Below are 25,740 nucleotides of genomic sequence, written 5' to 3' on the forward strand. Positions count from 1 at the left end.
TCCTGACTGATCAAAAAAGGCTGGAGGCGCGATTGATCAGGCCAGACGCGGCGGGCGCCAAAAGGTGTGCGGCTGCGCGGGTATCGGCAAAAGCGCGGCGGGCACAGGGGCGACCATTTGTCCTGTGCCGTGAGGCGCAGGCAAAAGGGTGACGGCTGCGGGCAGGCAGGCGGCGCAGGGGGCGGCCACCGCTCGCAGGGACGGAATGCCAGGCGCCATGCAAACCGCCGCCTGATCCTGCCCCGAAGGGCATGGGGCTGCAACGCTGGGCCCCGACCAAACGGAAAGCGCCAGCAGCAGCACTGCAAACAGGGACAGCAGAATACGGGGTAGCAGGATACGGACCATCAGCACCAAGCACATTGAAACCTGTGATGTTTTGCCCCAAAGCGCGCGGCGCTGCAAAGGGGGAATAGACCCCGCGCGGTTGTGTTGACGGGGATGTTACAGCGGTCGCCCCCGCGTCGCCCCCTTGCCAAGTTGCTGTACCGCGCTAGAATCGCGCCATGGAACAAGATGATCCGATCACCGCTATTAAGCTGCGCCTTCAATTTGCCGATGATGCCGTGTTTGGCCCCGGCAAGGCCGAGCTGCTGGAACACATCCGCGACGAAGGGTCGATCGCCGCCGCCGGTCGCCTGATGGGAATGAGCTATAAACGCGCGTGGTCGCTGGTCGAGGAAATGAACCGCAGCTTTACCCAACCGCTGGTGTTGTCGGCGCGCGGCGGGGCCAGCGGGGGCAAAGCCCAAGTCACCCCAGCGGGGCAAGAGGTGCTGAACGCGTTTCGCGCGCTTGAGGCGATTTTGCAGCAAGACGGGGCGGCTGCACTGACACGTATTCGTGCGCTATTGCCCAAACATCCGACGGGCGACTGAACACATCTTGCTGCGGCGTCCCCTTGCGATATGCTTGTGCAAACATATCGAAACAGGGGTCACCTTATGAACCGCTTTGCATTGAAACTGGGCACCGCCCTGCTTGCGCTGATGCCCGCCGCCGCCTTTGCCGAGGATGTCACCGTCTTTGCGGCGGCCAGCATGAAAGACAGCCTTGATGCTGTCATCGCCAACTGGACCGCCGAAACCGGCAATACCGTGACCGCGTCTTATGCGGGCTCGTCCGCGCTGGCCCGCCAGATCGAGGAAGGCGCACCGGCGCAGGTGTTCATCTCGGCCTCGACCGACTGGGCGGATTATCTGGAAAACGCGGGTCTGCTGCTGGACGGCTCACGCCTTGACCTCTTGGGCAATTCGCTGGTGCTGGTCTCGCACGAGGCGCCCGCAACGCCGGGCGTGATCGACGCAAATCTGGATCTGGCCGGCATGCTGGGCGATGAAAAGCTGGCGATGGCGCTGATCGATTCGGTTCCCGCCGGCGTTTACGGCAAAGAGGCGCTGACGAACCTTGGCCTGTGGGCCAGCGTCGAAGCCAACGTCGCCCAAGCCGACAACGTGCGCGCCGCGCTGTCGCTGGTTGGCGCGGGCGAGGCCCCTTACGGCATCGTCTATAGCACCGATGCGGCGGCTGATACCAACGTGGCCATCTGGGGCACATTCCCCGCCGATAGCCACGCGCCGATCACCTATCCGGCGGCGCTGATCAAGGAAAACACCTCGGATACTGCGGCCAGCTTCCTTGACTACCTGTCGACCCCCGCTGCCATGGACGTGTTCACGCAATACGGCTTTGTTCCGGCACAATGACGGCGCTTTTGGATAGCCTGTCCCTCAGCGCGGCCGAACAAGCCGCGCTGTTCCTGTCGCTGAAGGTGGCCTTTTGGGCCAGCCTGTGCAGCCTGCCGCTGGGTATTTTCGTGGCCTATGCACTGGCGCGGTGGCGGTTTTGGGGGCGCGAGGCGTTGAACGGGCTGGTTCACCTGCCCCTCATCCTGCCGCCGGTGGTGACGGGCTATCTGCTGCTGCAAACATTTGGACGGCGCGCCCCGATTGGCGCGTTTCTGGAACAGACAATCGGTCTGACCTTTGCCTTTCGCTGGACGGGCGCGGTGCTGGCCGCATCGGTCATGTCGTTCCCGCTGATGGTGCGGGCGATCCGCCTGTCTTTCGAGGCGGCCGACCCCAAGTTGGAACAGGCCGCGGCCACGCTGGGCGCGGGGCGGTTGGCGGTGTTTTTCACCGTCACCCTGCCCTTGGCCCTGCCCGGCATTTTGACCGGCACGATTCTGTGCTTTGCCAAGGCGATGGGCGAATTCGGGGCGACGATCACCTTTGTGTCGAACATTCCGAACCAGACGCAAACGCTGCCGTCCGCCATTTACGCATTTTTGCAAAGCCCCACGGGCGGGCCTGCGGCGATGCGGTTGGTCATCATCTCGATCATCCTGTCGCTGGGGGCTGTGCTGCTATCCGAGGTTCTGGCCCGCCGCCTGTCTAAAATGATCGGACAAAGCGCATGATCGGTGTTGAGTTGCGCCATGATTTTGGCAGCTTCAAACTGGATGTCGCCTTTCAGACCAGCGGCGGGGTCACCGCGCTGTTCGGGCGGTCGGGTGCGGGCAAAACCAGCGTCGTCAATGCTGTCGCGGGGCTGATGCGTCCGCAGGCAGGCCGCATCGTCATTGGCGATCAGGTGCTGTTCGACAGCGAAACCCGCACGTTCCTGCCCCCTGCGCAGCGCCGGATCGGCTACGTTTTTCAAGAGGGTCGCCTGTTCCCCCATATGACGGTGCGCAGCAATCTAACCTATGGCGGCCGCTTTGCCCCCAAAGGCAGCGGCGCAGCGCCCGATTTTGAGGCTGTGGTTGATTTGCTAGGCATCCAGCATCTGCTGGATCGCCGCCCTGCTGCGCTATCGGGCGGGGAAAAGCAGCGCGTCGCCATTGGGCGTGCCCTGCTGTCGCGCCCGAACCTGTTGCTGATGGACGAACCCCTTGCCGCGCTGGACGAGACGCGCAAGGCCGAGTTGCTGCCCTTTTTGGAACGGTTGGGCAAGGACAGCCGGGTGCCGATTTTGTATGTCAGCCACTCGGTCCCCGAGATTTTGCGGCTGGCCGACAACTTGGTGTTGATCGATCAGGGGCGCGTTGCGGCGGCTGGAACGTTGGGGGATGTGATGACATCGCCCGCCAGCCTGAACGCGCTGGGCCCCAGCGCTATTGGAGCCATCATCCCCGCCAACATCGCCGCGCATGAAGACGGCGGTGTTACGCGCCTGAGCAGCCCAGCAGGGGATATTTTGGTCACCGCACAGGACGCGCCCGTCGGCACGGCGCGGCAGGTGCGTATCGCAGCGCAGGATGTATTGATCGCACTGCAACGCCCCGAAGGGCTGTCGGCCCTGAACATCCTGCCCGCCACTGTCGCCGCCGTGCAGCCCGACAGTTTGGGCGGCGTCTTGGTGCGTTTGCAGGTGGGCGATGCGGTGGCGCTGGCGCGCGTGACGCAGCGGTCGGCGGGCGCGCTGGGACTGGCCCCCGGCCTGCCGTGCTACGCCATTTTGAAATCGGTCGCCGTCAGCCTGGGGTAGAGGCCAGTCTGGGGTAGAAGCCAGTTTGGGATAGCGGCTATTCGGCGGCGATCCGGTCGCGGCCCAGCCCGACCAGCCGCGCGATAACGCGCGACAGCCGCGCCCGCAGCGGCGCAAACCCCGTGTGCGGGGTCAGGGTTGTGGCATCCAGATATAAGCCTCGGCTGACCTCTAGCTGCAGCGCGTGCCAGCCGCGTGCGGGGCGGCCGTAGGTTTCGGTGACATAGGCCCCCGCGAACGGCGTGTTGACCGAAACACGGAACCCCTCGCCCTGCAGCGCGGCGATGACAGCCGCGCGCACCGCACCATCAGCCGCGCGGCCATGTTTGTCGCCCAGCACAATGTCGGGCGCGTCCGGCCCCGAGGCCTCGGGGGGCATCGAGTGGCAATCGATCAGGATCGCGTGGCCGTGGCGGGCGCTGCTGGCTTGCATCAGGCCTCGCAGCGCGGTGTGGTAGGGGTGCCAGACCTGCTGTAGGCGGGTTTCGGCCTCGGGCAACGGGATTTTGCCGGTATAGATCGGCTGGCGCGCCGCCACGATGCGGGGAATCACCCCAAGACCACTGGCCACGCGCATGTTTGGCGCCCCGCCCGTCACACCCATGATCAGCGCGGGGTCCAGATCGGCGGCGCTGCGGTTTAGGTCGACATAAGCACGCGGATAGTTTGCCACCAGCAGCGGTGCGCCCTGAGCAGGGGCATCAGCGAAAAGCTGATCGACAAAGGCATCCTCGGACGCGCGAATCTGGTGCGAATCCAATCTGCTGCGGCGCAGAAATTCCGGCGGGTAGAATCGCCCGCTATGGGGCGAGGCAAAGACGATCGCCGATTCGTAGCGCTGCGGCGCGTGGATAATATGGCTGCTTGGGTATGATTCAGACTGCATGACGCAACGGCGACCTCCGAAATACAGCCTAATCACTTGGGGGTGGGGGCAAAACCCCCTTGAACCCGCCAGAAACACCTTCTATAGACCCCACACCCGCAGCGATAGACGCCGACAAGGCCGACAGCACTGCAAGGGGCGGTTAGCTCAGTGGTAGAGCACTACGTTGACATCGTAGGGGTCACAAGTTCGAACCTTGTACCGCCCACCATGAAATTCATCGGCACCTGCAAAGGCGCCAGCCCGCAACCCGAGGCGCATGTATGAGCGCCGAGATATGAGGAGAGGCCAAATGAAGGTCGCTAACTCGCTCCGCTCGCTCAAGCAGCGTCACCGCGATTGCCGCATCGTGCGCCGTAAGGGCCGCGTTTACGTTATCAACAAGACCCAGCGCCGTTTCAAAGCCCGTCAGGGCTGATTTCAGGGGAACCTGAACGAGACGACGAAGATTTTAAAAGCCGCGCATATTTTTGCGCGGCTTTTTGCTATGGGGCGATCATCCGCTTGCACGTTCATGTGATCACCGCGATGATGCGCCCAGCAAAACCCTCGGAGGGAGGATAGAATGCGTGCAATCAACGTGACCACTGGCCTGAAGCGGCTGGGTATTGGTGCGGCACTGGCACTGGGCACGGCCCTGCCCGCTTATGCGCAAGACGCTGTCTGCGGCACCGCTGCGGCGGGCGGCCAATGGCTGGGCGGCGCGGCCGACACTTCGAATCTGGGCGCGATCAGCACGCCCTTCGACCAGATGGCCCTGATCATGTCGGGCGGCCAGCATGTGTCGTACTTTAGTGTGGACGGCACGACCGATGTGCGCCTGGAGGCCGAATCGTCCGATGGCGGCGACCCCATGATCGACCTGTATGACGCCAGCGGCGCACTGGTGGGTTCGGACGACGATTCGGGCGGCGCGCTGTCGGCACGCTTGGAACAGTCGCTGCCGGCCGGCAACTATTGCATGGTCGTGCGCACCTTTGACGGGTCGGGCACCACTGCCTACGTCCGCGCGGGCCGCACCGAGATGGAAGCCCTGACCGCCGGCACCACCACCGACGACTGGAGCGCGCCCGGAATCACCAACGGCACCTGCACTTTTGCGACCGCCACGATGCCCTTCGGCAACGGCGCTGTGAATGCACGCCTGAGCGAAGGCGGCGTCAGCGCCTCAGCCACGCCGAACGATACGCCGAACTTGGGCTTTACCCTGTCGGAACCCACCGCCCTGACCGTCACCGCAACGAACACCACGGCTGACCCCGTGCTGGCGATTTACGACGAAAACGGCGCGTGGCTGGCCGAAAACGACGACTTCGACGGGCTGAACTCGCGTATCGATTTCGTCGACGCGCTGCCTGCTGGCAACTATTGCATCGAGCTGAGCGCCTATAACGACGGGTCGCTGCCGATCGATGTGAAGCTGTCGACCTATGACCCCGCCGCAGCCATGGTTGGCATGTACGAACGCGGCGAGGCTAGCCCGCCGCTGGATGGCAGCTACCCCATCACCGCGATTGGCGAGCTGCCCGCCCGCTACCGCACCGACGTGCAGGCCGGATCGACCGCAACGTGGTTCTCGTTCGATGTGACGCAGGCTGGTGTGGTCGCAATCGAAGCTGTCGCCAATGGCGCGGCCGACCCCGTGCTGATCTTGTTTGATGACTTCGGCCGCCAAGTGTCGTTTGCGGACGATTCGGAAAACTCGCTCGACCCGAAAATGGTCGCGCGCGTGTCGACCGGCACCTATCTGGTCGCGCTGAAACTGTATGAATCGAACAGCCGCGCCCCCGTGCGCATGCTGTTCGAACACTTCGTTCCGGCGAAGTAAGCTTTCGCTATTGGCCGGCCGCTGGCATCAGCGTGTCGGCCAATAGCCGCACCAGAACCTGCTGGTTCAGGTAGCCGGTGACCGGCAAATCGCGCGCCGCCTGATAGCGGCGGATTGCAGCCCGCGTCGCATCATCAATCACCCCATCTACGGTACCCGGGTCGAACTGCAGTTCGGCCAAGCGATCCTCGACCACGCGCGTGGTCAGGCCATTCAGGTTCAGCGCGGCCTCGGCAGCGGCGGCCTCGCTGTTTTCTGCGGCGGGGGCCTCGGGGGCGGGCGGCGTCTCAGGGGCATTCAGCGCAGCGATGCGGCTGCGCGCATCGGCTGCAAAGCGCCCCTCGGGGTAGACCTGTAGATAGTCTTGAAATGCTGCCGCCGTGCCAGCAGCCTCGGCACCAGCCCAGGCGGTCGCCTCGCGCGCCTCGGCAGCGCGGGTGGCTTCGGCGTCAATTTCGGCCAGACGAGTGGTCGCGACGCTGGCATAGGCCCCCGAGGGGTAGCGGTCGAGATAAGCGCGCAAGCCCGGCGCATCACCCTTGGCACCCGTTTCACGCCAAAAGTCCTGATCGGCGACGGCGGCAGCCTGCGCCTGCCGCGCGGCTTCGGCCTCGACCTCGGCCTGTTTGCGCGCGGTTTGCGCCTCGAGGCGGGTCAGCTGGGCCGCGTCGATATAGCCGGTTTGGGGAATGCCGTTCGCGATCTGCCAGGCCCCGATGGCCGTGCGCGTGCCGCCCCCAAAGATCCCGTCTACGCCGCGGGGGTCATAGCCCAATAGCTGCAGACTTTGCTGGATCGTGCGGCGCTGCGGGCCGGTCATCGCCAGACCTTCCTCGATCAGGCGGGCAGCGCGGTTGGGTTCTGCAACAATGGCGGCAATGGTTTCTTCGGCGGTGTCGGTGTATCGGCCGGTCGGATACCGCGCGAGATAGTTACGGTAGGCATCCAGCGTATCCAGCGCCAGCGCGCCCTGCCACAGCGCATCCTCGGCCGCGGCGTCTTCGGCGGATTTGGGGGCATCATCTGGCGTGGCGGCGGTCTCGACAACTTCTGTCGGCATGAAGGTATAGCTGCCCTGCGGGACGTAGCCGCCCTGCCACGTCAACCCACGGGCGCGCGCCAAGGCCAGCAAATCACCGCCCGGCTGACCTAGGTCGTCGGCGACGAAACCTGCGACGTTGCGCGGCTCGCCCAGCAAAACGCTGACGCCCTGCGGGACGTTCAGTGTGCCAATGCCCTCACGCAGCCAATCGTCGATACTTGCCCCCTGTGTTTCGGGCGCAAGCACCAACAACGCGCCGCCTTGCCGCGTGGAAAGGACGCGCAGCAGGCTGTCAATCGGCAGCGCAGCGTCGCCCAATGCGAACAGGGTCGGGGTCGCGGCCTCGGCGGTTAGGAACCAGCTTTGGGGGCCGGTGGTGACGAAGCGCCCCGACAGCACGACGACCAGCCGCTGCGCATCGGGCACGTTCGCCAGCCAGTCGGCCAGCGCCTGCTGTGTCGGCGCGGCCCGCCCGTTGGGCAGCGCCGTTACGCGAAACCCCAGTGCGGCAAGGCCATTCTCGCCCGCCGCCACATCGGCCCCGCGCGCGACACGACCCAAGGTCTCGTAACGCTCGACCCCCAGCAACAGCGCAGCATCGTCGGCAGCGGCGGCATTGGCCCCCAGCATCGCGACGCAGGCGAGCAAAATTCGTGTGCGCATCAGATTTCCCCCATGGGTTCCAGACCGTATCCCCCAGATTAACCCACAAATCCGGCGGGCAAAGTGACAAAACTGTTGAAAGCAAAAAGGGCGACCCGAGGGCCGCCCTTTTCCTAAAATCACCCGAAGGCGAAATTAGTGGATGCTGTACACGATGGCCAAGCCATAGGTGTTGTCGGTGCTCTTTTTACCTTCCAGAGGGTCGGTATGGTATTGCGTCAAGATCGAGCCACGCAGCGACAGGGTGTCGGTCATTGCGACGCTGATCGCCATGTCGTTGCTGACGTAGGTGTCGGTGTCCGACCAGATCACGTCGGTGTCGTTGGTGAACAGCGTAGTCGCGTTGATGCGGTACAGATAGTCCGACGAGATGCTGGCAGCGAATTCGTCGTAGCTGTCGCCGTTGTCGTCTTCAGCCCAACGGAAACCCGGGCCGGCAGCGATCGACCATTGCATGGCCGGGTCGTTGAACACGCGGTAGCCCAGACCAACACCTGCGAAGGTGTCTTTGGTGTACGAACCGAACTTGTCGTCGATGTAGCTGATTTTGCCGTAGGCGTAGACCGACGAGTTCAGCTCGCGGGTGTAGTCGTAGCCCAGCATCAGACGGTTGGTTTCAGCCGCGTCCGAGTCTTCCGAGTAAGCGTACGACAGGGCGAATTCGTGGCCGTTCAGGCCGTCGAAGTAGCCGAAGTTCGCGCCCAGACCGACGTCTTTAGTGTCGCTGTTGCCGCTGGCGATGTTCGCGCGGGCAGCCAACGAGCCAGTGAAGCCCAGCGGGCGGCCTTCGTTACCGAAGGCGTCAACGTCGCGCTTCAGATCGTCGGCCACATCATCACGCAGGTCATCAATGGTGTCACTGATGGTGTCTTGGTTCACGAAAGCGCTGGTTTGTGCTTGCGCGCTGGCTGCAGTCAGTGCGGCGACGGCGGCGACGACGAAGATGTTGCGAGTTTGCATGGCAGTCCTCCATTAAATGGCACGCAGCGTGGCTGCGTTCATCAATGGAAATAATCTTATGACTGCTCAGGGGAAGACTACACGGGGGGCTATTCGTGAAAATCGGGCATCAAAGCCACACTGGCGGATTTTCGCCAACGTAAGTTACTGTTTTATAATAATACCGCGACAGGCATATCGTCGCTGGTGAAAAAAGAGGCTTTCGGTGGTTGAACTCTCGGAAAGTTGCACGGGTGTAAAGATGCCGTACAAAAGTTAACGGATGAACCGCATCCACAGCCAATCGGGCAGAAAACGGGCCAGACGGACAGTCCACGACATCGCCAGCGGGAATCCCTTGCGGAAGCTGGTGTCGTTCATGTGTTCGAATATTTCGCGCGCGGCTTGTTCGGCCGACAGGCGCAGCGGCATGGCAAGGCCGGTTTCACGCGTCATCTGCGTATCGACGAAGCCGGGGTTCACCACTTGGACAGCAATGCCGGTATCTTGCAGTTCGGCCCGCAGCCCTTCGGCCATCTGCATGACCGCCCCCTTGGATGCACCGTAAACCGCCATCCCCGGCAAGCCGCGATAGCCCGCCAGCGATGCCACCAATAGCAGGTGCCCCGCCCCGCGTGCGCACATCTGGGGGATGACGGCGCTGACGACGCGGACGGCACCGGTGAAGTTGGTATCGGCCATCAGCTCGGCGGTCTGGGCGTTCCAGCCAGCGCTGCCGCCTGCGGCGCGCATCAGTGACATGACGCCCGCCATATAAATGACGCCATCGACATCGCCCGCGGCAGCGGCAGCGGCCTGCACGGCGGCGCTATCGCGCACGTCCAGCGGCAGCACGCGCGAGCGGCCCGGCAAGGTCGCCGCCAGTTCATCCAGACGATCGGCGTTGCGCGCCGACAAGATCACCTCGGCCCCTGCGCGGCTGATCAGCATTGCCAACTCGCGCCCGATTCCCTCGCTGGCACCGACCAGCCAGTAGGTTCGACCCTGCCATTCCCGCATTTTGCTTCCCTCGTCGTCTAGGGCGCGCCGATGCTGGGCACCGGCTGCCCGAATCGTTAGTTGATCGCACCGGCGCCGCGTGTGTTCCACGCCAGAACCGACTGCACCCCATTCGCATCAATGATGCCGTGGCCGCCCATGCCCAAGTAGAAGGTGCGCCCGTAAAGACCGCTGACGATCGTCGTCAGGCCTTGCGTAGTTACGGTGCCCACCTGATTCCCGCTGCAAACCGTGGTTTGTTGCGTCCGCAGGTCTTGGCAGGGGACGAGGGTGTAGGTGGCCAGCTCGCCCGCGGCGGGGGCGACCACCGCGATGGGGCCGCGCTTGAACGGCCATTCGTACGACGAAATCGCCAGCGGGCTTAGCCAATCCAGCGTGGCACCGCCGTAGCTGCTGTAATTTCCGCCGCTGGCCTGCTGCGCAGATGCGCCGCCGGCTGCGATTAACGCCGCCACGACCAGTGCTTGCCCGATACCCGAGATTTTCATGCCCTGCCCCCATTTCCGGTTCAATACAACGCTAACCGCCGCCCCCTCATAGGGCAACCGGCAAGCGTGTGGGCTTACCGAAATTACCGCTACACTGGCCTAACGCCGCCCGAACAGCCTTTCAATATCGGCCAGCTTCAGCTCGACATAGGTTGGCCTGCCGTGGTTGCACTGGCCGGATGCGGGGGTCGCCTCCATCTCGCGGAGCAGCGCGTTCATTTCTTCGGCGCGCATCCGCCGGCCTGACCGGATCGAGCCATGGCAGGCCACGCGCGACAAGACGGCATCCAGCTTGGCCCCCAAAAGGCCGCTGCTATCGGCGTCGTTCAATTCATCCAGAATGTCACGCAGCAGCGCGGGGCTATCCACCTCGCCCAGCAAAGCGGGGGTTTCGCGCACGGCCACCGCGCCGCCGCCGAAAGGTTCGATCGTCAGCCCCAGCCGCGCCAGATCGGGGGCGACGGCTAACAGGCGGCCTGCACCCTCGGCGCCCAATTCGACGATATCAGGGATCAACAGCGCCTGCGCGGCGACACCGTTGGCCGCCATTTGCGCCTTCAACCGCTCGTACACCAGCCGTTCGTGCGCGGCGTGTTGATCGACGATGACCATGCCCTGCGCGGTTTGGGCGACAATGTAGTTTTCGTGAATCTGCGCCCGCGCGGCCCCTAGCGGCAGGGCATCATCACCCAGCTCAGGCTCGACCCGCGCGGAAGGGGCTGACATTTCGGCGAAGCCTTGAGCGGCAATATCTGGCACAGCGGCGGGGGCCTGCGCGGCCCATGCGCTGCGAATGGCGCTGCCGCTGGGGCGCGCGGGGGCATAGCCGCCCAAGGGCATTTGGTAACTGCGCGGCGGCACCCCCGCCGCAGGTTCGGGGCGAAACGCCGCCAGCGTCGCATCGGCCACCGTGGTCGAGGCGCGATGGCCCGACTGCAGCAGCGCATGGCGCACCGCCGTGACCAGCAGCCCGCGCACCAAAGCCGGGTCGCGAAAGCGCACTTCGGATTTGGCGGGGTGGACGTTGACATCGACCAACTGCGGGTCGCAACTGATGAATAGTGCCGCAGCCGGGTGCCGGTCGCGGCTGAGCAAGTCGGCATAGGCGCCCTTCAGCGCGCCGATCAGCAATTTATCTCGCACAGGGCGATTGTTGACGAACAGATACTGCGCCACCGCCGCGCCGCGCGAATAGGTGGGCAGCGCAGCGTAGCCGGTCAGATGGAATCCCTCACGCTCGGCGTCGATCTTCACCGCATTTTCCGCAAAGTCGCGCCCCAATATGGCCGCAAGACGGCCATGCAGCGCGTCGAACAGATCACCGCTTTCAGCATCGACGCGGAAGACCTGCCGGTCATCCCCGCCGCTGGCATCGCGCAGGGTGAAGGCCACGAAGGGCTCGGCCATCGCAAGGCGGCGGATCACGTCGCCGACGGCCTGCGCTTCGGCCCGATCGGTGCGCAGAAACTTCAGCCGCGCGGGGGTGGCAAAGAACAAATCGCGCAGCTCGACCACTGTGCCTTGGGTCAACGCGGCGGGGCGCACGGGGCTTTGCGCCCCGCCCGAAACCGCGATCTGTGCCCCGTCGGCCCCGGCCCTGCGCGATGTCAGCGTCATCCGCCCCACCGCCCCCAGCGAGGCCAGCGCCTCGCCGCGAAAGCCGAAGGTGTGGATATTCAACAGATCTGACCCGTCGATTTTGGATGTTGCATGGCGCGCCAACGCCAGCGCCAGATCATCGGGTGCGATGCCCCATCCGTCATCCACCACGCGGATCAGTGTGCGACCGCCATCGGCGATGGTCACCTCGACCCGCTTTGCACCCGCATCCAGCGCGTTTTCGACCAGTTCCTTCACGGCCGAGGCGGGGCGTTCGACAACCTCGCCGGCGGCGATGCGGTTGACGACGTCCTCGCCCAGTTGGTGGATGGCCGGCGGTTGGTTCACTGGTTGCTGTCCAGCCCGACGGGTTCGCCCACCACCACGAAATGCAGCGCATCGGGGTTCAGCAGCCGCGATGCGACACGGTTCAGATCTTGCAGCGTGACGGCATTGACCAGTTCATTGCGGTTGGTCACGTAATCGGGCGGCAGGCCGATCATCTGCATACCAACCATGATCTGCGCGATGCTGGCGTTGCTATCAAAGCGCAGCGCGTATTGGCCTGTCAGATAGGTCTTGGCCTTGTCCAGCTCGTCCTGCGAGACCCATTCCGTGGCCAGCCGCATCCATTCGGTCCGCACCAGTTCGATCGCCTCGGCGACATTCTGGTTGGATGTCGAAAAGCCGCCGACGATTAGTTCCGACAGGTCGTTCGGGATCAGATAGGTGCTGACACCATAGGTCAGGCCGCGCTTTTCGCGCAATTCCTGCATCAGCCGCGATTCAAACCCGCCCGAGCCCAAGATGTGGTTCAGCAGATAGGCGGTGATATAGTCGGGATCGTCGCGTTTGATCCCCTCGTGCCCGAAATAGATGGTGGCTTGCGGGCCGGGGAACGGCACCACAGTGACGCCGCCCGCGATGGCAGGGGTGACGTGGTCGGGCAAGGTGGGGGCGCTTTGCGGCAGATCGGCAAACAGCGCATCAACCAGATTGCCCAGTTCCTCGGCCGTGATATCCCCCACTGCCGAGACATAGAGGCGGTCGCGTGTCACCAGTTTGCGGTGCGCGGCCAGCAGGTCGTCACGCGTCAGCCCAGCCACGGATTCGACGGTGCCATCAAGGCTGGAGCCATAGGGGTGGTCGCCAAAGGCCTCGGCGTTGAAAGTCGCGGCGGCGATTGCGTTGGGCCGCTGCGCATCGGATTGGATGCCCGCGATCACCTGCGCGCGGACGCGTTCGATAGCGTCGTCATCAAAGCGGGGGGCCACCAGCGCCTGACGCAGCAGCGCCATAGCTTGGTCGCGGTTTTCGGTCAGGGCGCGGGCCGATACGGCAAAAGCATCATCCGAAACCGAGAAGCTGAAGCTGGCGGCCAGTTCCTCGCGCGCGGTTTGGAACGCGCGGGCATCCATATCGCCTGCGCCTTCCTCTAGCAGGGCGGCCATCAGGTTCGCAGCGCCGCGTTTGCCGGGCGCATCCAGATTAGCGCCGCCGCGCACGCGGATTTCCAGCGCCACAAACGGGATTTCGTGTTCCTCGACCAGCCATGCATCGACACCGCCGGGGGATGTGACCTGTTGGATATTCACCTCGGCGCGCGCGCCGACGGCGAACACAGTCAGGGTCAGCGCAAGCAGAAAACGCAGCATTTTATTCCCCTTCGCTGGCGGCAGGTGCGGTATCGGGTTCCGCAGCCGGTTCTACTGTCGGTTCGGGACTGGGCGCGGCAGCGGCGGCTTCGGGGGTGACGAACAGCGTCACCGACTGGCGCATGTCCAGCACGTCGCGGGCGGCGGCCATCACGTCATCGGCGGTGATGGATTGCAGCACATCCGGCCAGTTCTGCACGTCATCCACCGTCAAGCCGGTCGCAAGCGCCGCGCCATAGCGGTTCGCCTGCCCGCGCACATTATCACGGCCGTAAATCTCGCCCGCGCGCAGCTGCGTCCGGATGCGTTCCAGCTGCGCCTGATCGACGCCGTTGGCCAGAAAGTCTTGGAGCGCTTTGTCCAGCGCAGCCTCGGCATCGGGCAGGGTTACGCCGTTGGTGGGCAGCAGCGACAGGCTGAACGTGCCGCTATCAAGGGCAACGCCGCTGTAGCCCGCATCGACGCCAAGGGCGATTTGAGTATCAAACGCCAGCGCCTGCCCCAAAACCGACGTAAAGCTGGACCCCCCCAAGATTTCGGCCAGATACGTCAGGGCCGCAGCCTCGGTCTGGTCACCCGCTTTGCGCGCGGGTGCCAGATAGGTGCGCACCAGATAGGGCTGGGCGACACGCGCATCGCTGAAGTCGAGATGACGCGCGGCCAGTTGCGGCGGTTCGGACGGGCGAACGCGGGGCTGCAACCCCTCGGATGGGGGGATCGGGCCGTAGTATTGTTCGGCCAATTGGTAGACCTGGTCAGGGTCGACATCACCGGCCACGACCAGCGTCGCATTGTTCGGCGCGTAATACATATCGTAGACGGCGCGAATCTGCGGCAGCGTCAGGGCCTCGACCTCGTGACGCCAGCCGATGACCGGCAGGCCGTAAGGGTGGTTCAGGTATTGCGCAGCACGTGCCTGTTCCTGCGCGACCGCGCCAGGGTTTGAATCGGTGCGCTGGTTGCGTTCTTCCAAGACGACATTACGCTCGGTGTTGATCTCGTCGGTAGTCAGGGCCAAGCCGCGCATCCGGTCGGCCTCCATCTCCATCATCAGGGGAAGACGGTCGGCGGCGACGCGCTGGAAGTAAGCCGTGTAATCGTAGCTGGTGAAGGCGTTATCTTCGCCGCCATTGGCCGCCACAGCCGCACTGAACGCCCCCGAGGCGACAGTCTGCGTGCCCTTGAACATCAGGTGTTCCAGAAAATGTGCGATGCCCGACTGGCCCTTCGGCTCGTCCGCCGAGCCAACGCGATACCACAGCATCTGGGTGACAATGGGGGCGCGGTGGTCTTCGATCACAACGATCTGCAGGCCATTATCCAGCGCGAAAGTTGACACATCGTCCTGCTGCGCGAGCGCGGGCGCGGCCATCAGCGCGGCGGCGACGACCGCCCCTGCCGTCAACCCCGTCACGCGTTTAAGCAGAACCTGTCCACGGCCCAGACGGCCAGCAGGCGACGTGATATGCGGCATAGTGGCCTCCCTCGGAACGCGCGTCTTGGCTTCACAGTAAGCTTTGGCCGCGCGTCTGCAAGCGGGGGATACGCGCTCGTGAACGATTTACGCTGGGTAGTCGGGCGCAAAGCGGACGCGGTGGCGATCAATCGCCGGCGTAGGTGGGAACAGGCAGGGTTATGCGGGCGGGCGGCACGGCCAGCGGCGGGTTCGCGCGGTAGTTTGCCTCGAGCGCGGTGGGTTGCCCCGGGCTGAAGGGGATGGTCATGCTGCCGCTGCCGCGATTGCAGCCCGCCAGCGCCAGAACGCCGATCAGGGCGGGCCCTAGAACTCGCAAGGTCGTTTTCATGATGGACGCCCTTTTCCTTTATCGCCAGTTGCTTTCGCAGGGGTGGCTCTCGCGGCCCTTTTAGACGAGGCTGGGGGCTGCGTCACCCCTTGTTTGCGCGCGCCCTTGCCGCCGGAAAACAGCACAAGCCCCACCGCCCCCACGAAAATGGCAATATCGGCCACGTTGAAGGCATAAGGATTGTCAAAGCCCGGAAAGGACATGTTCAGGAAGTCGGCCACCGCGCCATAGACCAGCCGGTCGACCACGTTGCCCAGCGCGCCGCCCACCAGAATACCGGCCGAAAGGCGCGCAAGGCGCGGCTCGGTGCCGCTGCGCATCCACCACAGCACCGCCCCCGATATGGCGACCGCGACCGCGATCAGCACCCATTTCAGGTCAAACCCGTGCAGCAGGCCAAAGTTGACGCCCTGGTTCCACGCCATGCGCAGGCGCAGAAACGGCGGCAGCACATCGATGCTGCCGTGCCAAATCAGGTTCATCCGGTGCAGGACCAGATATTTACTGACCTGATCCAGCACGAAGACCCACAGGGCCGACCACAGCACCAAGCGCATGTTAGTGCCGGAAGTGGCGCATGCCGGTCAGCACCATTGCCAGACCAGCCTCGTCCGCAGCGGCGATCACTTCGGCGTCGCGCATCGACCCACCCGGCTGCACCACGGCAACCGCCCCTGCCCCTGCAGCCGACAGCAGGCCGTCAGCAAACGGGAAGAACGCGTCCGAGGCGACAACCGCGCCCTTGGCGGGCGATTCGGGCAGGCCCAGCGCCTCGGCCATATCCTCGGCCTTGCGGGCGGCGATGCGGGCGGAATCAACGCGGCTCATTTGCCCCGCGCCGATGCCAACGGTGGCTTGGTCTTTCACATAGACGATGGCGTTCGATTTGACGTGCTTGGCGACTTTCCACGCAAATAGCAGGTCGGCCAGTTGGGCATCGGTCGGCGCGGCCTTAGTCACCACCTTCAAGTCGGCAACATCGACATGGCCGACGTCTTTGTCCTGCACCAGCATGCCGCCTGCGACTTGGCGATAGGCCAGTTGCGGGGCGGTGGGATCGGGCAGCGCGTCGGTCACCAGCAGGCGCAGGTTTTTCTTGGCGGCAAAGATCGCGCGGGCCTCGTCCGACGCGCCGGGGGCGATGACGACCTCGGTAAAGATCTTGGCGATTTCCTCGGCGGTGGCGGCGTCCAGCGGCTGGTTCAGCGCGACAATGCCGCCAAAGGCCGAGGTGCGGTCGCAGTCATAGGCCTTGGTATAAGCCTCGGCCAGCGTCGCGCCGCGCGCCACGCCGCAAGGGTTGGCGTGTTTGATGATGGCAACGGCGGGGCCAGTAGCGGGGTCGAATTCGGCGACCAGTTCGAACGCGGCGTCGGTGTCATTGATGTTGTTGTAGGACAACTCCTTGCCCTGCAGCTGCTTGGCCGTCGCCACACCGGGGCGGTTCGAGCCATCAAGATAGAAAGCCGCCGTTTGATGCGGGTTTTCGCCGTAACGCAGGGTCTGGGCGATCTCGCCGGCAAAGCTGCGGCGGCGGGGGGCAGCCTCGCCAATCGCCTTGGCCATCCATGTCGAGACAGCCGTGTCATAGGCAGCGGTGCGGGCATAGGCCGTCTGCGCCAAGCGCTGACGGAAGCCCAGCGAGGTTTGGCCCGCGTTGCCTTCCAGTTCGGCCAGCAGGGCATCGTAATCCGCCACATCGACGACGACGTTGACGAAAGCGTGGTTCTTGGCCGCTGCGCGTATCATGGCGGGGCCGCCGATGTCGATGTTTTCGATCACTTCGTCATAATCGGCGTTACGGGCGACGGTCGCCTCGAACGGATAAAGGTTCACGACCAGCAGGTCGATCGGGGCAATACCGTGCTGCTCCATCGCGGCGACATGTTCCGCATTGTCGCGCAGCGCCAGCAGGCCGCCGTGCACCATCGGATGCAGGGTTTTGACGCGGCCGTCCATCATTTCGGGAAAGCCGGTCACGTCCGACACGTCCTTCACTGCCAGCCCCGCCGCGCGGATCGCCGCCGCAGTGCCGCCGGTCGACAGCAGTTCAACCCCGCGGGCGGACAGGGCGCGGGCCAGATCGATCAGCCCCGTCTTGTCGGAAACCGAGAGCAGCGCACGGCGCAGTGGTTGCAGATCTGTCATGATAGTGTCCCCTAGCCTGTCGCGCGGCCCAATGCCCAGCGCATGCGCGTCGCATAGGACATCACGCGCCCAGATAAAACCACCTGATGCGTATTGCGCGGGCTTGCCGCACCATTTTCCATAAACACCGAAGGCTCGACCGTCAGCCGTGCCTGCCCATCGTGCGAGAATGTCCAGACCTCGCCATTTTTCAGCACAAAATTCACCTGCGTCGCGTCGTCTTGCGGCAGCACGCTGACATCGGGGTGCAGATGAAAGCGCAGCGCGAAATCGACCCCGCGCCCGCCAGTCAGCACCATGGCGCGGTCAAAGCGGGTCTGATCCTCGGGCGAGATGGTCATCAGCATTTCTTCGGCCACCACGGCGCGGCCCGCCAGATCGACATCGATCTGCCGCGCGTAGACCAGCCCATGCGCCGCGCGCCACCCATCGTGGCCCAATTCCAACCGCGTGCCGCCATCCAGCGCGGTGCGGGCAAACATCACATCGGCGGGGCGGCTGCCCGCATCGATCACCATGGTCGAATGGCTGGCGGTGGCGCGGCCTGCCTGCAACCAGTCGCGACCAAAGGGCGCGCCGTCACCGCAACTGGTCAGCAGCGGACGACGCCCGACGCTGACCTCGATCGCGGTGGCGGACGCATGCCCGCTGGCAGGCGCGGCGGCGGCATCGGCGATAACCACCATGCGACCTGCGTTGATGCGGGCAAAGCCCATGTGCAAGCGCGTACCTGCGGGGGTTTTGACTTCCGACAGGCTAAGGGCCGCATCGAGCGCGGCGGGATGGCCGCCGTTGCTGCCCTGCATCCGCACCAGACTGCCATCAGCGTGACGCAAGCCGCGCAACACGGGGGCCATCGACGCGATCGCGACTTGCAGTTTCGATGGCACCGCAGCCCCGCCCGCGCGGCGATGCGTCGCGACCAGCACCAGCTGAATAAACAGCCCGGCCTGATCGTCGGGATTGCGGCCCTGCACCTCGCCCTCGGGGGATATTTTGCCGGTCAGATCGCGCAGCAGCAGTGCCTCGGCCTTGGCGCGCAGACGATCCATTCCCACCAGATCGCTGGCAGCCATGTTCAATGCGGCCAGAACGTAAATCCGTTCCACGCCCTCGGGCAGCAGGGCCCAGCTGCGCGACAGGTAGCGCGCCTGCCGCCCCAGCGCCTGCATATACCCACGCTGCGCCGCATCGGACATGCCTTGCAGCGCAAAGGCCGCGTGATGCAGCATATTCACCAGACGCGCAGCAGCGGTTTGCGGCGTCCAGCCCGCGCCTTTGCCGTAGCGGTCGATCCATTCCCACACCCAGCCCTGCGCGCGGCGGCGTGCGGCGTCATCCCCCAGCGCGGCCAAATCGCCCAGCCAGTCGAACCGCTGCAGAGGGGCCGCATACATGGCATTGTCCCAGATCGCCGCGCCCAGCACATCAACCAGACGGCCATCCAGCACAAAACGGCCCGCCATCAGGTGGCGGCCACGCTCGGCCTCGCCCATGACAAAGGGTTCGGGGGGGCGCGCGAAACTGGGCGCAATACGGCTGCCGCCGGCGCGGCGCGCATAAAAACGGTTCAGGATGTCCTGTCGGGCAGTCCAAGCGGGAGTGGCAGTCACACGCGGCCTCATTCTCCGGCCATCTTTGCGGCCGTTAGGATTCTGCCGCCACCATAGAGGGGCAAGCGGGGGCTGTCACGCCCACCTGCCTAGCTTGCGCGAAGCACCGCCATATAAAATCCGTCCATGCCGCCCAGGCTGGGCCAGTAATCGGGGCGCAGGCGCAAACCGCCCTCGGGGCTGCGCCAGTCGTCTTCGATAAAGGGCGCCGTCGGGGCCTCGACCCGCAGGCCGAGGTGACGTTCCAGCGCGGCTTCGATTTGCACCTCACCCTCGTCCGGCAGCAACGAGCAGGTGCAGAACAACAGTCGCCCACCCGGGGCCAGCAGGGTCAGGGCGTGGTCGATCATGCGGGCTTGCAGGTCGATCAGATCGCCAATCTCGGCCCCATCGCGCGCCTGCGGCAAATCGGGGTGGCGGCGGATGGTGCCGGTGGCCGAACAGGGCGCGTCCAGCACGATCACATCCCAGCCGCCGGTCGCAAATTCCAGCGCGTCGCCCTGAACCGCCTCGGCTTGCAATTGCGTCCGCGCCAGATTCTCGGCCACGCGGCCCAGACGCCCTGCCGACAGATCCAGCGCGGTGACCTGCGCACCCGCATTGGCGAGTTGCATCGTCTTGCCGCCGGGCGCGGCGCACAGGTCTAGCGCGCGCAAGCCGCGCACGTCGCCGAGCAGCTTTACAGGTAGCGCCGCGGCGGCGTCCTGCACCCACCATGCGCCGGTATCATACCCCGCTAGGGCACTGACCTGCCCCGCGCTGGCCAGCCGAACCGACCCTGTCGGCAGCAGCAGCCCGCCCAGCTTTTCGGCCCAAGCCGCCGCATCGGCCTTGACCGTCAAATCCAACGGCGCGCCGCGAAAATGCGCGCGTTCCATCGCGTTGATCGCGCTGTTGCCCCATGCCTCGCGCAATGGGCCGCGCAGCCATTCGGGCAGTTGCGGCAAGGCCAGCTTGCCCCACTGTTGGGGCAAGTCAGCGCCCTTGCGCAGCACCGCATTGGCCAGCGGCGCAAACGCGGCGGTGCGTTTACTGTCGGCCAACAGCGCCACGATGTCATTGACCACGCCATGCGGGGCCGCCCCTTCGGCGATCTCCACTACGCCCAAGCGCAGCGCATTTTGCACCTGCACTGGCGGGCGTTTTTTCAAATGCGGCTTCAGCCAGCGGTCGGCCCGCCCCGCCGCGCGCAGCACCGACAGCGCCAACCGCTGCGCCCGCGCGCGCTGCGGGGCATCTAGCGGGGCCAGCAGCGCGGCGCATTCGCTCAGCAGTCGATGCTCGATCGTCACCGCATTCAGCAAGGCAAGGGCTGCGCGGCGGGGGATCAAGCTATCGGTCATGTCATCTCGGAAGGGTTGTTGATGGGATTGGGGCGCGTATAACAGAGATATCAGCGGAACCGAAAGGCCAGCCGGTATGGATAAAACAGCAAAAGACGCCGCAAGCGATTTGCCCCCCGCCGCCCAGCGCGCGCTGGCCGAGGCGGCCGCCCGCCGCAAAGCCCTGGACGCCGCCGCCGCGCTGCCGCCGGAACTGGGCGGGCGCGACGGGTTGGAACCTGTGCGGTATGGCGACTGGGAGAAGAAGGGCCTCGCCGTCGACTTTTAATCCTGCGCGACAAAGGCGCGGATGGCCTCGATCTCACGCCCTGCGATGGAGTGGCCGCCGTCGTTCCAGAACAGGCTGAGGTCGGCGTGGTTGTGCGCGTAGTAATCAGCCAGACGGACGGTCTGGCCACTGGGGCAAATGGCGTCATGTTTGCCGGCGGTGATCAAGACGCGCCGCCCCGTGAAATCCACCGGCGGCGGATCAAACGGGATCAACGGGTGTAGCAGCGCCAGATCATCCACTAGATCGGGGTGCTGAAACGACAGCGCCGCCAGCACGTTCGCGCCGTTGGAATAGCCCAAGGCGATGACGCGCGGGGCACCCGTGGCGGTGCGCTCATCCGCGATGAACGCGGCCAGCTTGTCCACCGCGCGCTGCAGGTCGGCCATGTCGTACTGCCCCTCGGCCACGCGGCGAAAATAGCGCAGCGCGCCGTTTTCGGACACATCGCCACGGGGCGAGGTCACATGCGCGCCGGCAACCAACGCGCCGCCAAAGTCATGGAACTGGTTTTCATCGCCGCCCGTGCCATGCAGGGTGACGACCAGCGGATGCCCCGCAAGACCTGCGGTACGACGTGCGGTATAGGTCATAATCAATCCTCCAACGGGGTTAGGATGCTGGTGATCTTGTCACGCGCCCCTTCGTAGCGCGGCGGCAAAACCAGCTTTTCGCCCAAACGCGCGCTGTCTTCGTCCCAATCGAACCCCGGCCCGTTGGTCGAGATTTCGAACAGCACCCCGCCCGGCGTGCGGAAATAGGCGGCCTGAAAATAGTGTCGGTCGATCGAGGGCGTGATGTTCCAGCCGGTATCTTCCAGCGTCTTGCGCACGTCCTCGTGGGCCTGCAGGTCGGGCACGGCAAAGGCGATGTGGTGCACGGTGCCCGCGCTTTGGCGGGCGCGGTCGACATCGGGCAAGGTCTCGATATCGATGATCGCGGCGTGATCGCCATCAGGCAGATGCAGGCGGGTCACATTGCCATCGACCTCAAGGTCTTGGTAGCCCATGAAATGCAGCAATTCGCGCGTGGCCCCTGCATCTTTCAGGCGCAGACTGGCCGAATGGAAGCCGCGGATGGCCTCGCCCTCGCCCACACCGTTGCCAGTCCAAGGGGCGCGGGGGTCATCGCCCTCGATCAGTGCAAAACGGTCGCCGTCGGGGCCATCAAAGGCCACCAATTGCGCGCCGAACGACTGGCCAAAAGCGATGTTTTTGGCCCCGCCTGCGGCCAGCCGGTCGGCCCAGAATGGCAGGCTGCCGGTCGGGACGGTGAAATTCGTCACGCCCACCTCGCCCGTGCCGCGTTTACCGGGGACGGCGTGCGGGATGGGGAAGAACGTCATGGTCGAGGCCTGATCGCCCATGCGGTTGCCGTAGTACAGGTGATACATATCGGGCGAGTCGTGGTTCACCGTCTTTTTCACGCGGCGCAGGCCCAGCGTTTGCGTAAAGAACGCATTGGTGCGGTTGGCATCGGATGCCAGCGACGAGACGTGGTGAAGACCTTTGATCTGAGTAAGCATGTTCCCCTCCATGGGTTGTTGAGGGGAATCTATGCGGTTCAGCGGCAGCATAAAGCACAGCCACCACAGGGTGGCTGTGCGGTGGTGCACATTAGTTCCAGTCAGAGACGGCTTTTTCCTGCAGGAATTCCTCGATCCCCCAGACGCCCCCCTCGCGCGCGCTGCCGGATGCCCCGACCCCGCCAAAGAAGGCGCCATCGCCTAAAGATCGGCCATTCATCGAGACCATGCCCGAGCGTAATTGCAGCGCCAGCCGCCTTGCGCGGGTTTTGTCGGCGGTCTGCACGTAGTTCGTCAGGCCGTATTCGGTGTCGTTCGCCACGGTCAGGGCCTCGTCCTCGGTCTCGAACGGCATCATGACCAGAACGGGACCGAAGATTTCCTCGCGCTCAACGCGCATGCCGGGGCGGACATCGGCAAACACGGTGGGGCGCACGAAGAAGCCTTTATTGACCCCTTCGGGCAGGCCCGTGCCGCCCGCCAGCAGGGTCGCGCCCTCGTCAATGCCGGATTGGACCAAGTCTTGGATCTTGTCCCATTGCGTGCGGTTGACCACAGGCCCGATGTGCTTGCCGGGCTGCGCGGCGGGCGCGACGGCGATCCCCTCGGCCACCTCGCGCGCGATTTCGACGGCGCGGTCATAGAGGGGGCGTTCGACCAGCATTCGTGAGGGGGCATTGCACGACTGGCCGCTGTTGTTCATCAGGCTGCGGACGCCGCGCTTGACGGCCTCTTCACCCGCGTCGGCAAAGACCAGATTGGCGCCCTTGCCGCCCAATTCCAGCGTCACACGCTTCAGCGTCTCGGCAGCATTTCGGCTGATCGCCCGCCCCGCACGGGTCGAGCCTGTGAAGGAAATCATCGCCACATCAGGGTGCGTCGACAGCTGCGTGCCGACGCCTGCACCATCGCCGTTCACCAGATTGAACACGCCCGCAGGCACACCCGCGTCATGCACAAATTCGGCGAACAGCAGCGAGGAAAGCGGCGCTTCCTCGGATGGTTTCAGCACGCAGGTGCAACCCGCCAACAGGGCAGGGATCACCTTCAGCGTCACTTGGTTCATCGGCCAGTTCCAAGGGGTGATCAGGCCGACGACGCCGATGGGTTGCTTGACGATGCGGGTGCCGGGGGCCTCGTCGCCCATGTCGTGCACCCATTCCATCCGGTCCAGCGCCGACAAAAAAGCCTCGATATGTTCGCTGACGCAGGGGGCTTGGCTGTTGCGGGCAAAGTCGATGGGCGCGCCCATCTCGATGCTGATGGCCTGCGCCATTTCCTCGGCGCGGGCGTTATATTGTGCCAAGATCCCCTCGACATAGCCACGGCGCACATCCAGCGGCGTTGCGGCCCACGCGGGAAAAGCGGCTTTCGCGGCGGCGACCGCCGCATCGGTGTCGGCCTGATCGCCGATGGAAATGACGGCGCAGACCTCCTCGGTCGAGGGGTCGATGACGGGGTGATCCTTGGGGGTGGCAGGATGAACCCACTGTCCACCAATGTAAAAGGCGCGCCTCTCGATCATTTCATTCTCCTTTCGCGCCAAATTTTGGCATGCTGTTCCTTGAAGTCACGCTGACCCCGCAAGGGCAAGGGGCTATATTCAGACCGAAGACTCAAGATCGGCCCATCGGCCCGTCCACCTCAGAGGAGTTTAGACATGAGCCTGCGTATCAACGACGTGATTCCCAACCTTAGCGTAGAAACCGATCAGGGGACGATCAAGTTGCATGACTGGATCGGTGAGAGCTGGGCGATTATTTTCTCGCACCCCAAGGACTTTACCCCCGTCTGCACCACCGAATTCGGCGCGGTTGCACAGCTTGCGGCTGAATGGGAAAAGCGCGGCACCAAGGTGCTGGGCGTGTCGGTCGACGGGGTCGAGGAACACGTGAAGTGGAAGGCCGATATCGAAACCGTCGGCGGCGCAAAACCGGGTTTTCCGATTGTCGCCGACAAGGGGCTAGAGCTGGCCAAGGCTTTCGACATGCTGCCCGCCGAGGCCTATCTGCCCGAAGGCCGCACCCCGAACGACACCGCCACCGTGCGCGCCGTGTTCATCATCGGGCCGGATAAAAAGCTGAAGCTGTCGATGATCTATCCGATGAACGTGGGCCGCAACTTTGCCGAAGTGCTGCGGGCGCTGGATGCGCTGCAAACCTCGGCCAAGAACGGCGTGTCGACCCCCGCAAACTGGGAAATCGGCCAAGATGTCGTCGTACCGCTGACCATCAGTGACGAAGACGCCAAGGCGCGCTTTGACGATTTCAAGACCGTGCTGCCCTATCTGCGCACAGCCAAGCTGAAGGGCTAAGTCCCTGTCGGCAGGGCGGTTTCGGTGATGGCCGAGCCGCCCGCCCCTTCCTCGACGACAAAGGCCTGCGCGCGCGTGCCAAGGCCGCTGAACAGCGCATCTTCGGTGCCTGTCATGAAAGTTTGCCCCGCCATCGCGGTGATTTCATCGTAAAGCGCGGCGCGGCGGGGAGGGTCCAGATGGGCCGACACCTCGTCCAACAGCAAAATGGGCGCGACGCCGCGATCTTGCGCCAGTGCGCGGCCATTGGCCAGAACCAGCGAAATAAGCAGGGCCTTTTGCTCGCCGGTCGAACAATCGGCGGCGGCAGTTTCTTTAGCCCGCCAATGAGCCAGCAGATCAGCGCGGTGCGGGCCGACAAGGCTACGTCCGGCCAGCAAATCCCGAGGGCGGCTGTCGGCGAGTGCGGCAGCCAGCGCGGCAGGGTCGGTGGGCTGCGGCCCCTCGCCGCCCAGCTCCAGCGCGGCGGCGGGAAATGCGGTATCGGCCCCAAGCTGCGCGGCGCGCAAACGGTCGATCAGCGCCAAGCGGTTCGCCGTGATTTGCGCGCCACTATCGGCCATCAGCCGCTCGATCGCGCTATACCAGTGGGCATCGCGCACGCCGTCTTTCAGCAAGCGGTTGCGCGCGCGCATCGCCTTTTCATAATCCACCGTTGCCGCCGCGTGTTCGGGGGCAAAGCTCATCACCATGCGGTCAAGGAACCGGCGGCGTCCCTCGGCGGCCTCGATCCAGAGGCGATCCATCGCGGGCACCAGCCACACAATCGGCGCGACAGCGGCCAGCGCAACCTGCGTTGTCGCCTTGCCGTCAATCCGCACCACACGCGATTCGCCAGCCTCGGCCCCTGTTTCGATCTCGTGCGGCAAGCCAAGTCGGGTCAAACCCGCCTGCACTTTCCACCCCAAACGCTCGGGGCGGCGGGCCAGATCGTCGGTGACCGCGCGCCGCAAGCCCCGGCCCGGCGAGAGCAGTGAAATCGCCTCGATCAGGTTGGTTTTGCCCGCGCCATTGGGGCCGATGAACGCAACAGGGCGCCCATCAAACGCCATTTCCGCCCGTTTATGCGAGCGGAAATGCGAGAGTTTCAGGGATGTTAGCTGTAATCCGGCCAT

Annotated in this window: 26 protein-coding genes and 1 tRNA gene; 9 read left to right on the forward strand and 18 right to left on the reverse strand. The window is 64.6% G+C overall.

The window, feature by feature from the left end:
• Nucleotides 1-36 precede the first annotated feature (36 nt).
• A complete protein-coding gene (locus tag BVG79_RS10000) occupies nucleotides 37-348 on the reverse strand; it encodes a hypothetical protein (protein ID WP_157115678.1) in 312 nt (103 codons plus the stop codon).
• Nucleotides 349-506: 158 nt separating this feature from the next.
• Here BVG79_RS10000 and BVG79_RS10005 point away from each other — a divergent pair, with 158 nt between their 5' ends.
• The 4 genes from BVG79_RS10005 to modC all read left to right on the forward strand — a co-directional run bounded on the left by BVG79_RS10005 (nucleotide 507) and on the right by modC (nucleotide 3,489).
• Nucleotides 507-878, forward strand: a complete 372-nt coding sequence (locus BVG79_RS10005; protein ID WP_085786771.1) for a winged helix-turn-helix domain-containing protein — start codon at nucleotides 507-509, stop codon at nucleotides 876-878.
• A 66-nt stretch (nucleotides 879-944) separates the two neighbouring features.
• A complete protein-coding gene (gene modA / locus BVG79_RS10010) occupies nucleotides 945-1,706 on the forward strand; it encodes a molybdate ABC transporter substrate-binding protein (RefSeq protein WP_085786772.1) in 762 nt (253 codons plus the stop codon).
• Nucleotides 1,703-2,419 carry a molybdate ABC transporter permease subunit gene (gene modB, locus BVG79_RS10015; RefSeq protein ID WP_085786773.1) on the forward strand — a complete coding sequence of 239 codons (717 nt, stop codon included), beginning with the start codon at nucleotides 1,703-1,705 and terminating at the stop codon, nucleotides 2,417-2,419. The genes modA and modB overlap by 4 nt, the downstream gene beginning before the upstream one ends.
• The gene (gene modC, locus BVG79_RS10020; RefSeq protein WP_085786774.1) at nucleotides 2,416-3,489 is read left to right on the forward strand and encodes a molybdenum ABC transporter ATP-binding protein; all 1,074 of its coding nucleotides are present in this window, start codon (nucleotides 2,416-2,418) and stop codon (nucleotides 3,487-3,489) included. Before modB ends, modC begins: the two co-directional genes overlap by 4 nt.
• Nucleotides 3,490-3,526: 37 nt before the next feature.
• Here the strand turns inward: modC and BVG79_RS10025 are convergent, their stop codons facing one another.
• On the reverse strand, nucleotides 3,527-4,375 hold the full coding sequence (locus tag BVG79_RS10025; RefSeq protein ID WP_085786775.1) for an N-formylglutamate amidohydrolase: 849 nt from the start codon (nucleotides 4,373-4,375) through the stop codon (nucleotides 3,527-3,529).
• A 136-nt stretch (nucleotides 4,376-4,511) separates the two neighbouring features.
• Between BVG79_RS10025 and BVG79_RS10030 the strand changes: the two genes are divergently transcribed.
• The 3 genes from BVG79_RS10030 (at nucleotide 4,512) to BVG79_RS10040 (ending at nucleotide 6,203) form a co-directional block, all read left to right on the forward strand.
• A tRNA-Val gene (locus BVG79_RS10030) sits at nucleotides 4,512-4,586 on the forward strand.
• 81 nt (nucleotides 4,587-4,667) lie between these two features.
• Complete coding sequence (ykgO, locus tag BVG79_RS10035) at nucleotides 4,668-4,793, forward strand: type B 50S ribosomal protein L36 (protein ID WP_013385102.1); 126 nt, start codon at nucleotides 4,668-4,670, stop codon at nucleotides 4,791-4,793.
• A 147-nt stretch (nucleotides 4,794-4,940) separates the two neighbouring features.
• Entirely contained in the window at nucleotides 4,941-6,203 is a 1,263-nt protein-coding gene (locus BVG79_RS10040) for a DVUA0089 family protein (protein ID WP_085786776.1), read from the forward strand.
• Between the two features lie 7 nt (nucleotides 6,204-6,210).
• Here BVG79_RS10040 and BVG79_RS10045 read toward each other — a convergent pair whose 3' ends face one another.
• The 12 genes from BVG79_RS10045 to BVG79_RS10100 form a co-directional block, all read right to left on the reverse strand.
• Nucleotides 6,211-7,908 (reverse strand): peptidoglycan-binding domain-containing protein, encoded by a 1,698-nt coding sequence (locus tag BVG79_RS10045; RefSeq protein WP_085786777.1) that lies wholly within the window; start codon nucleotides 7,906-7,908, stop codon nucleotides 6,211-6,213.
• Between the two features lie 135 nt (nucleotides 7,909-8,043).
• Entirely contained in the window at nucleotides 8,044-8,868 is an 825-nt protein-coding gene (locus tag BVG79_RS10050; RefSeq protein WP_085786778.1) for a DUF481 domain-containing protein, read from the reverse strand.
• A gap of 255 nt (nucleotides 8,869-9,123) precedes the next feature.
• The gene (locus tag BVG79_RS10055; protein WP_085786779.1) at nucleotides 9,124-9,867 is read right to left on the reverse strand and encodes an SDR family NAD(P)-dependent oxidoreductase; all 744 of its coding nucleotides are present in this window, start codon (nucleotides 9,865-9,867) and stop codon (nucleotides 9,124-9,126) included.
• A 56-nt stretch (nucleotides 9,868-9,923) separates the two neighbouring features.
• Nucleotides 9,924-10,355 carry a hypothetical protein gene (locus tag BVG79_RS10060; protein ID WP_085786780.1) on the reverse strand — a complete coding sequence of 144 codons (432 nt, stop codon included), beginning with the start codon at nucleotides 10,353-10,355 and terminating at the stop codon, nucleotides 9,924-9,926.
• Nucleotides 10,356-10,454: 99 nt separating this feature from the next.
• Complete coding sequence (gene mutL / locus BVG79_RS10065; RefSeq protein WP_085786781.1) at nucleotides 10,455-12,302, reverse strand: DNA mismatch repair endonuclease MutL; 1,848 nt, start codon at nucleotides 12,300-12,302, stop codon at nucleotides 10,455-10,457.
• Nucleotides 12,299-13,609: a M16 family metallopeptidase gene (locus BVG79_RS10070; RefSeq protein WP_085786782.1), complete on the reverse strand. Its 1,311-nt coding sequence runs from the start codon at nucleotides 13,607-13,609 to the stop codon at nucleotides 12,299-12,301. The genes mutL and BVG79_RS10070 overlap by 4 nt, the downstream gene beginning before the upstream one ends.
• A gap of 1 nt (nucleotide 13,610) precedes the next feature.
• Entirely contained in the window at nucleotides 13,611-14,981 is a 1,371-nt protein-coding gene (locus BVG79_RS10075) for a M16 family metallopeptidase (protein ID WP_236951461.1), read from the reverse strand.
• A 229-nt stretch (nucleotides 14,982-15,210) separates the two neighbouring features.
• The gene (locus BVG79_RS10080) at nucleotides 15,211-15,414 is read right to left on the reverse strand and encodes a hypothetical protein (protein ID WP_085786783.1); all 204 of its coding nucleotides are present in this window, start codon (nucleotides 15,412-15,414) and stop codon (nucleotides 15,211-15,213) included.
• Nucleotides 15,411-15,971 (reverse strand): signal peptidase II, encoded by a 561-nt coding sequence (gene lspA / locus BVG79_RS10085; RefSeq protein WP_085786784.1) that lies wholly within the window; start codon nucleotides 15,969-15,971, stop codon nucleotides 15,411-15,413. The genes BVG79_RS10080 and lspA overlap by 4 nt, the downstream gene beginning before the upstream one ends.
• A gap of 1 nt (nucleotide 15,972) precedes the next feature.
• Nucleotides 15,973-17,562, reverse strand: coding sequence for a bifunctional phosphoribosylaminoimidazolecarboxamide formyltransferase/IMP cyclohydrolase (gene purH, locus BVG79_RS10090; RefSeq protein WP_085786785.1), 1,590 nt, complete (start codon nucleotides 17,560-17,562; stop codon nucleotides 15,973-15,975).
• Between the two features lie 11 nt (nucleotides 17,563-17,573).
• Nucleotides 17,574-19,175: a heparinase II/III family protein gene (locus BVG79_RS10095; protein ID WP_085787354.1), complete on the reverse strand. Its 1,602-nt coding sequence runs from the start codon at nucleotides 19,173-19,175 to the stop codon at nucleotides 17,574-17,576.
• 89 nt (nucleotides 19,176-19,264) lie between these two features.
• Nucleotides 19,265-20,518, reverse strand: coding sequence for an RsmB/NOP family class I SAM-dependent RNA methyltransferase (locus BVG79_RS10100; protein WP_085786786.1), 1,254 nt, complete (start codon nucleotides 20,516-20,518; stop codon nucleotides 19,265-19,267).
• Between the two features lie 76 nt (nucleotides 20,519-20,594).
• Between BVG79_RS10100 and BVG79_RS10105 the strand changes: the two genes are divergently transcribed.
• Nucleotides 20,595-20,786 (forward strand): DUF1674 domain-containing protein, encoded by a 192-nt coding sequence (locus BVG79_RS10105; RefSeq protein ID WP_085786787.1) that lies wholly within the window; start codon nucleotides 20,595-20,597, stop codon nucleotides 20,784-20,786.
• Here the strand turns inward: BVG79_RS10105 and BVG79_RS10110 are convergent.
• From BVG79_RS10110 to BVG79_RS10120, 3 genes are all read right to left on the reverse strand, one after another.
• Nucleotides 20,783-21,379, reverse strand: coding sequence for an alpha/beta hydrolase (locus BVG79_RS10110; RefSeq protein WP_085786788.1), 597 nt, complete (start codon nucleotides 21,377-21,379; stop codon nucleotides 20,783-20,785). The genes BVG79_RS10105 and BVG79_RS10110 overlap by 4 nt on opposite strands.
• A gap of 2 nt (nucleotides 21,380-21,381) precedes the next feature.
• The gene (locus tag BVG79_RS10115) at nucleotides 21,382-22,311 is read right to left on the reverse strand and encodes a VOC family protein (RefSeq protein ID WP_085787355.1); all 930 of its coding nucleotides are present in this window, start codon (nucleotides 22,309-22,311) and stop codon (nucleotides 21,382-21,384) included.
• 91 nt (nucleotides 22,312-22,402) lie between these two features.
• On the reverse strand, nucleotides 22,403-23,836 hold the full coding sequence (locus BVG79_RS10120) for an aldehyde dehydrogenase family protein (RefSeq protein WP_085786789.1): 1,434 nt from the start codon (nucleotides 23,834-23,836) through the stop codon (nucleotides 22,403-22,405).
• Nucleotides 23,837-23,971: 135 nt separating this feature from the next.
• On the opposite strand from BVG79_RS10120, the gene BVG79_RS10125 reads away from it, so the two are divergent.
• Nucleotides 23,972-24,625 carry a peroxiredoxin gene (locus BVG79_RS10125; RefSeq protein WP_085786790.1) on the forward strand — a complete coding sequence of 218 codons (654 nt, stop codon included), beginning with the start codon at nucleotides 23,972-23,974 and terminating at the stop codon, nucleotides 24,623-24,625.
• On the opposite strand, the gene recF is transcribed toward BVG79_RS10125, so the two are convergent.
• Nucleotides 24,622-25,740 (reverse strand): DNA replication/repair protein RecF, encoded by a 1,119-nt coding sequence (gene recF / locus BVG79_RS10130; protein WP_085786791.1) that lies wholly within the window; start codon nucleotides 25,738-25,740, stop codon nucleotides 24,622-24,624. The two genes, BVG79_RS10125 and recF, sit on opposite strands and share 4 nt — an antisense overlap.

Origin of the sequence: Ketogulonicigenium robustum (assembly GCF_002117445.1) — a bacterium.
In the GTDB taxonomy this organism is placed as follows: Bacteria; Pseudomonadota; Alphaproteobacteria; order Rhodobacterales; family Rhodobacteraceae; genus Ketogulonicigenium; species Ketogulonicigenium robustum.

What these genes read in the sequence shown, in the direction of transcription:
- BVG79_RS10000 (WP_157115678.1), bottom strand. Translation starts at nt 348, where the DNA reads ATGGTCCGTATCCTGCTACCCCGTATTCTGCTGTCCCTGTTTGCAGTG.
- BVG79_RS10005 (WP_085786771.1), top strand. Translation starts at nt 507, where the DNA reads ATGGAACAAGATGATCCGATCACCGCTATTAAGCTGCGCCTTCAATTT.
- modA (WP_085786772.1), top strand. Translation starts at nt 945, where the DNA reads ATGAACCGCTTTGCATTGAAACTGGGCACCGCCCTGCTTGCGCTGATG.
- modB (WP_085786773.1), top strand. Translation starts at nt 1,703, where the DNA reads ATGACGGCGCTTTTGGATAGCCTGTCCCTCAGCGCGGCCGAACAAGCC.
- modC (WP_085786774.1), top strand. Translation starts at nt 2,416, where the DNA reads ATGATCGGTGTTGAGTTGCGCCATGATTTTGGCAGCTTCAAACTGGAT.
- BVG79_RS10025 (WP_085786775.1), bottom strand. Translation starts at nt 4,375, where the DNA reads ATGCAGTCTGAATCATACCCAAGCAGCCATATTATCCACGCGCCGCAG.
- ykgO (WP_013385102.1), top strand. Translation starts at nt 4,668, where the DNA reads ATGAAGGTCGCTAACTCGCTCCGCTCGCTCAAGCAGCGTCACCGCGAT.
- BVG79_RS10040 (WP_085786776.1), top strand. Translation starts at nt 4,941, where the DNA reads ATGCGTGCAATCAACGTGACCACTGGCCTGAAGCGGCTGGGTATTGGT.
- BVG79_RS10045 (WP_085786777.1), bottom strand. Translation starts at nt 7,908, where the DNA reads ATGCGCACACGAATTTTGCTCGCCTGCGTCGCGATGCTGGGGGCCAAT.
- BVG79_RS10050 (WP_085786778.1), bottom strand. Translation starts at nt 8,868, where the DNA reads ATGCAAACTCGCAACATCTTCGTCGTCGCCGCCGTCGCCGCACTGACT.
- BVG79_RS10055 (WP_085786779.1), bottom strand. Translation starts at nt 9,867, where the DNA reads ATGCGGGAATGGCAGGGTCGAACCTACTGGCTGGTCGGTGCCAGCGAG.
- BVG79_RS10060 (WP_085786780.1), bottom strand. Translation starts at nt 10,355, where the DNA reads ATGAAAATCTCGGGTATCGGGCAAGCACTGGTCGTGGCGGCGTTAATC.
- BVG79_RS10070 (WP_085786782.1), bottom strand. Translation starts at nt 13,609, where the DNA reads ATGCTGCGTTTTCTGCTTGCGCTGACCCTGACTGTGTTCGCCGTCGGC.
- BVG79_RS10075 (WP_236951461.1), bottom strand. Translation starts at nt 14,981, where the DNA reads ATGGCCGCGCCCGCGCTCGCGCAGCAGGACGATGTGTCAACTTTCGCG.
- BVG79_RS10080 (WP_085786783.1), bottom strand. Translation starts at nt 15,414, where the DNA reads ATGAAAACGACCTTGCGAGTTCTAGGGCCCGCCCTGATCGGCGTTCTG.
- lspA (WP_085786784.1), bottom strand. Translation starts at nt 15,971, where the DNA reads ATGCGCTTGGTGCTGTGGTCGGCCCTGTGGGTCTTCGTGCTGGATCAG.
- purH (WP_085786785.1), bottom strand. Translation starts at nt 17,562, where the DNA reads ATGACAGATCTGCAACCACTGCGCCGTGCGCTGCTCTCGGTTTCCGAC.
- BVG79_RS10100 (WP_085786786.1), bottom strand. Translation starts at nt 20,518, where the DNA reads ATGACCGATAGCTTGATCCCCCGCCGCGCAGCCCTTGCCTTGCTGAAT.
- BVG79_RS10105 (WP_085786787.1), top strand. Translation starts at nt 20,595, where the DNA reads ATGGATAAAACAGCAAAAGACGCCGCAAGCGATTTGCCCCCCGCCGCC.
- BVG79_RS10110 (WP_085786788.1), bottom strand. Translation starts at nt 21,379, where the DNA reads ATGACCTATACCGCACGTCGTACCGCAGGTCTTGCGGGGCATCCGCTG.
- BVG79_RS10115 (WP_085787355.1), bottom strand. Translation starts at nt 22,311, where the DNA reads ATGCTTACTCAGATCAAAGGTCTTCACCACGTCTCGTCGCTGGCATCC.
- BVG79_RS10120 (WP_085786789.1), bottom strand. Translation starts at nt 23,836, where the DNA reads ATGATCGAGAGGCGCGCCTTTTACATTGGTGGACAGTGGGTTCATCCT.
- BVG79_RS10125 (WP_085786790.1), top strand. Translation starts at nt 23,972, where the DNA reads ATGAGCCTGCGTATCAACGACGTGATTCCCAACCTTAGCGTAGAAACC.
- recF (WP_085786791.1), bottom strand. Translation starts at nt 25,740, where the DNA reads ATGGCCGGATTACAGCTAACATCCCTGAAACTCTCGCATTTCCGCTCG.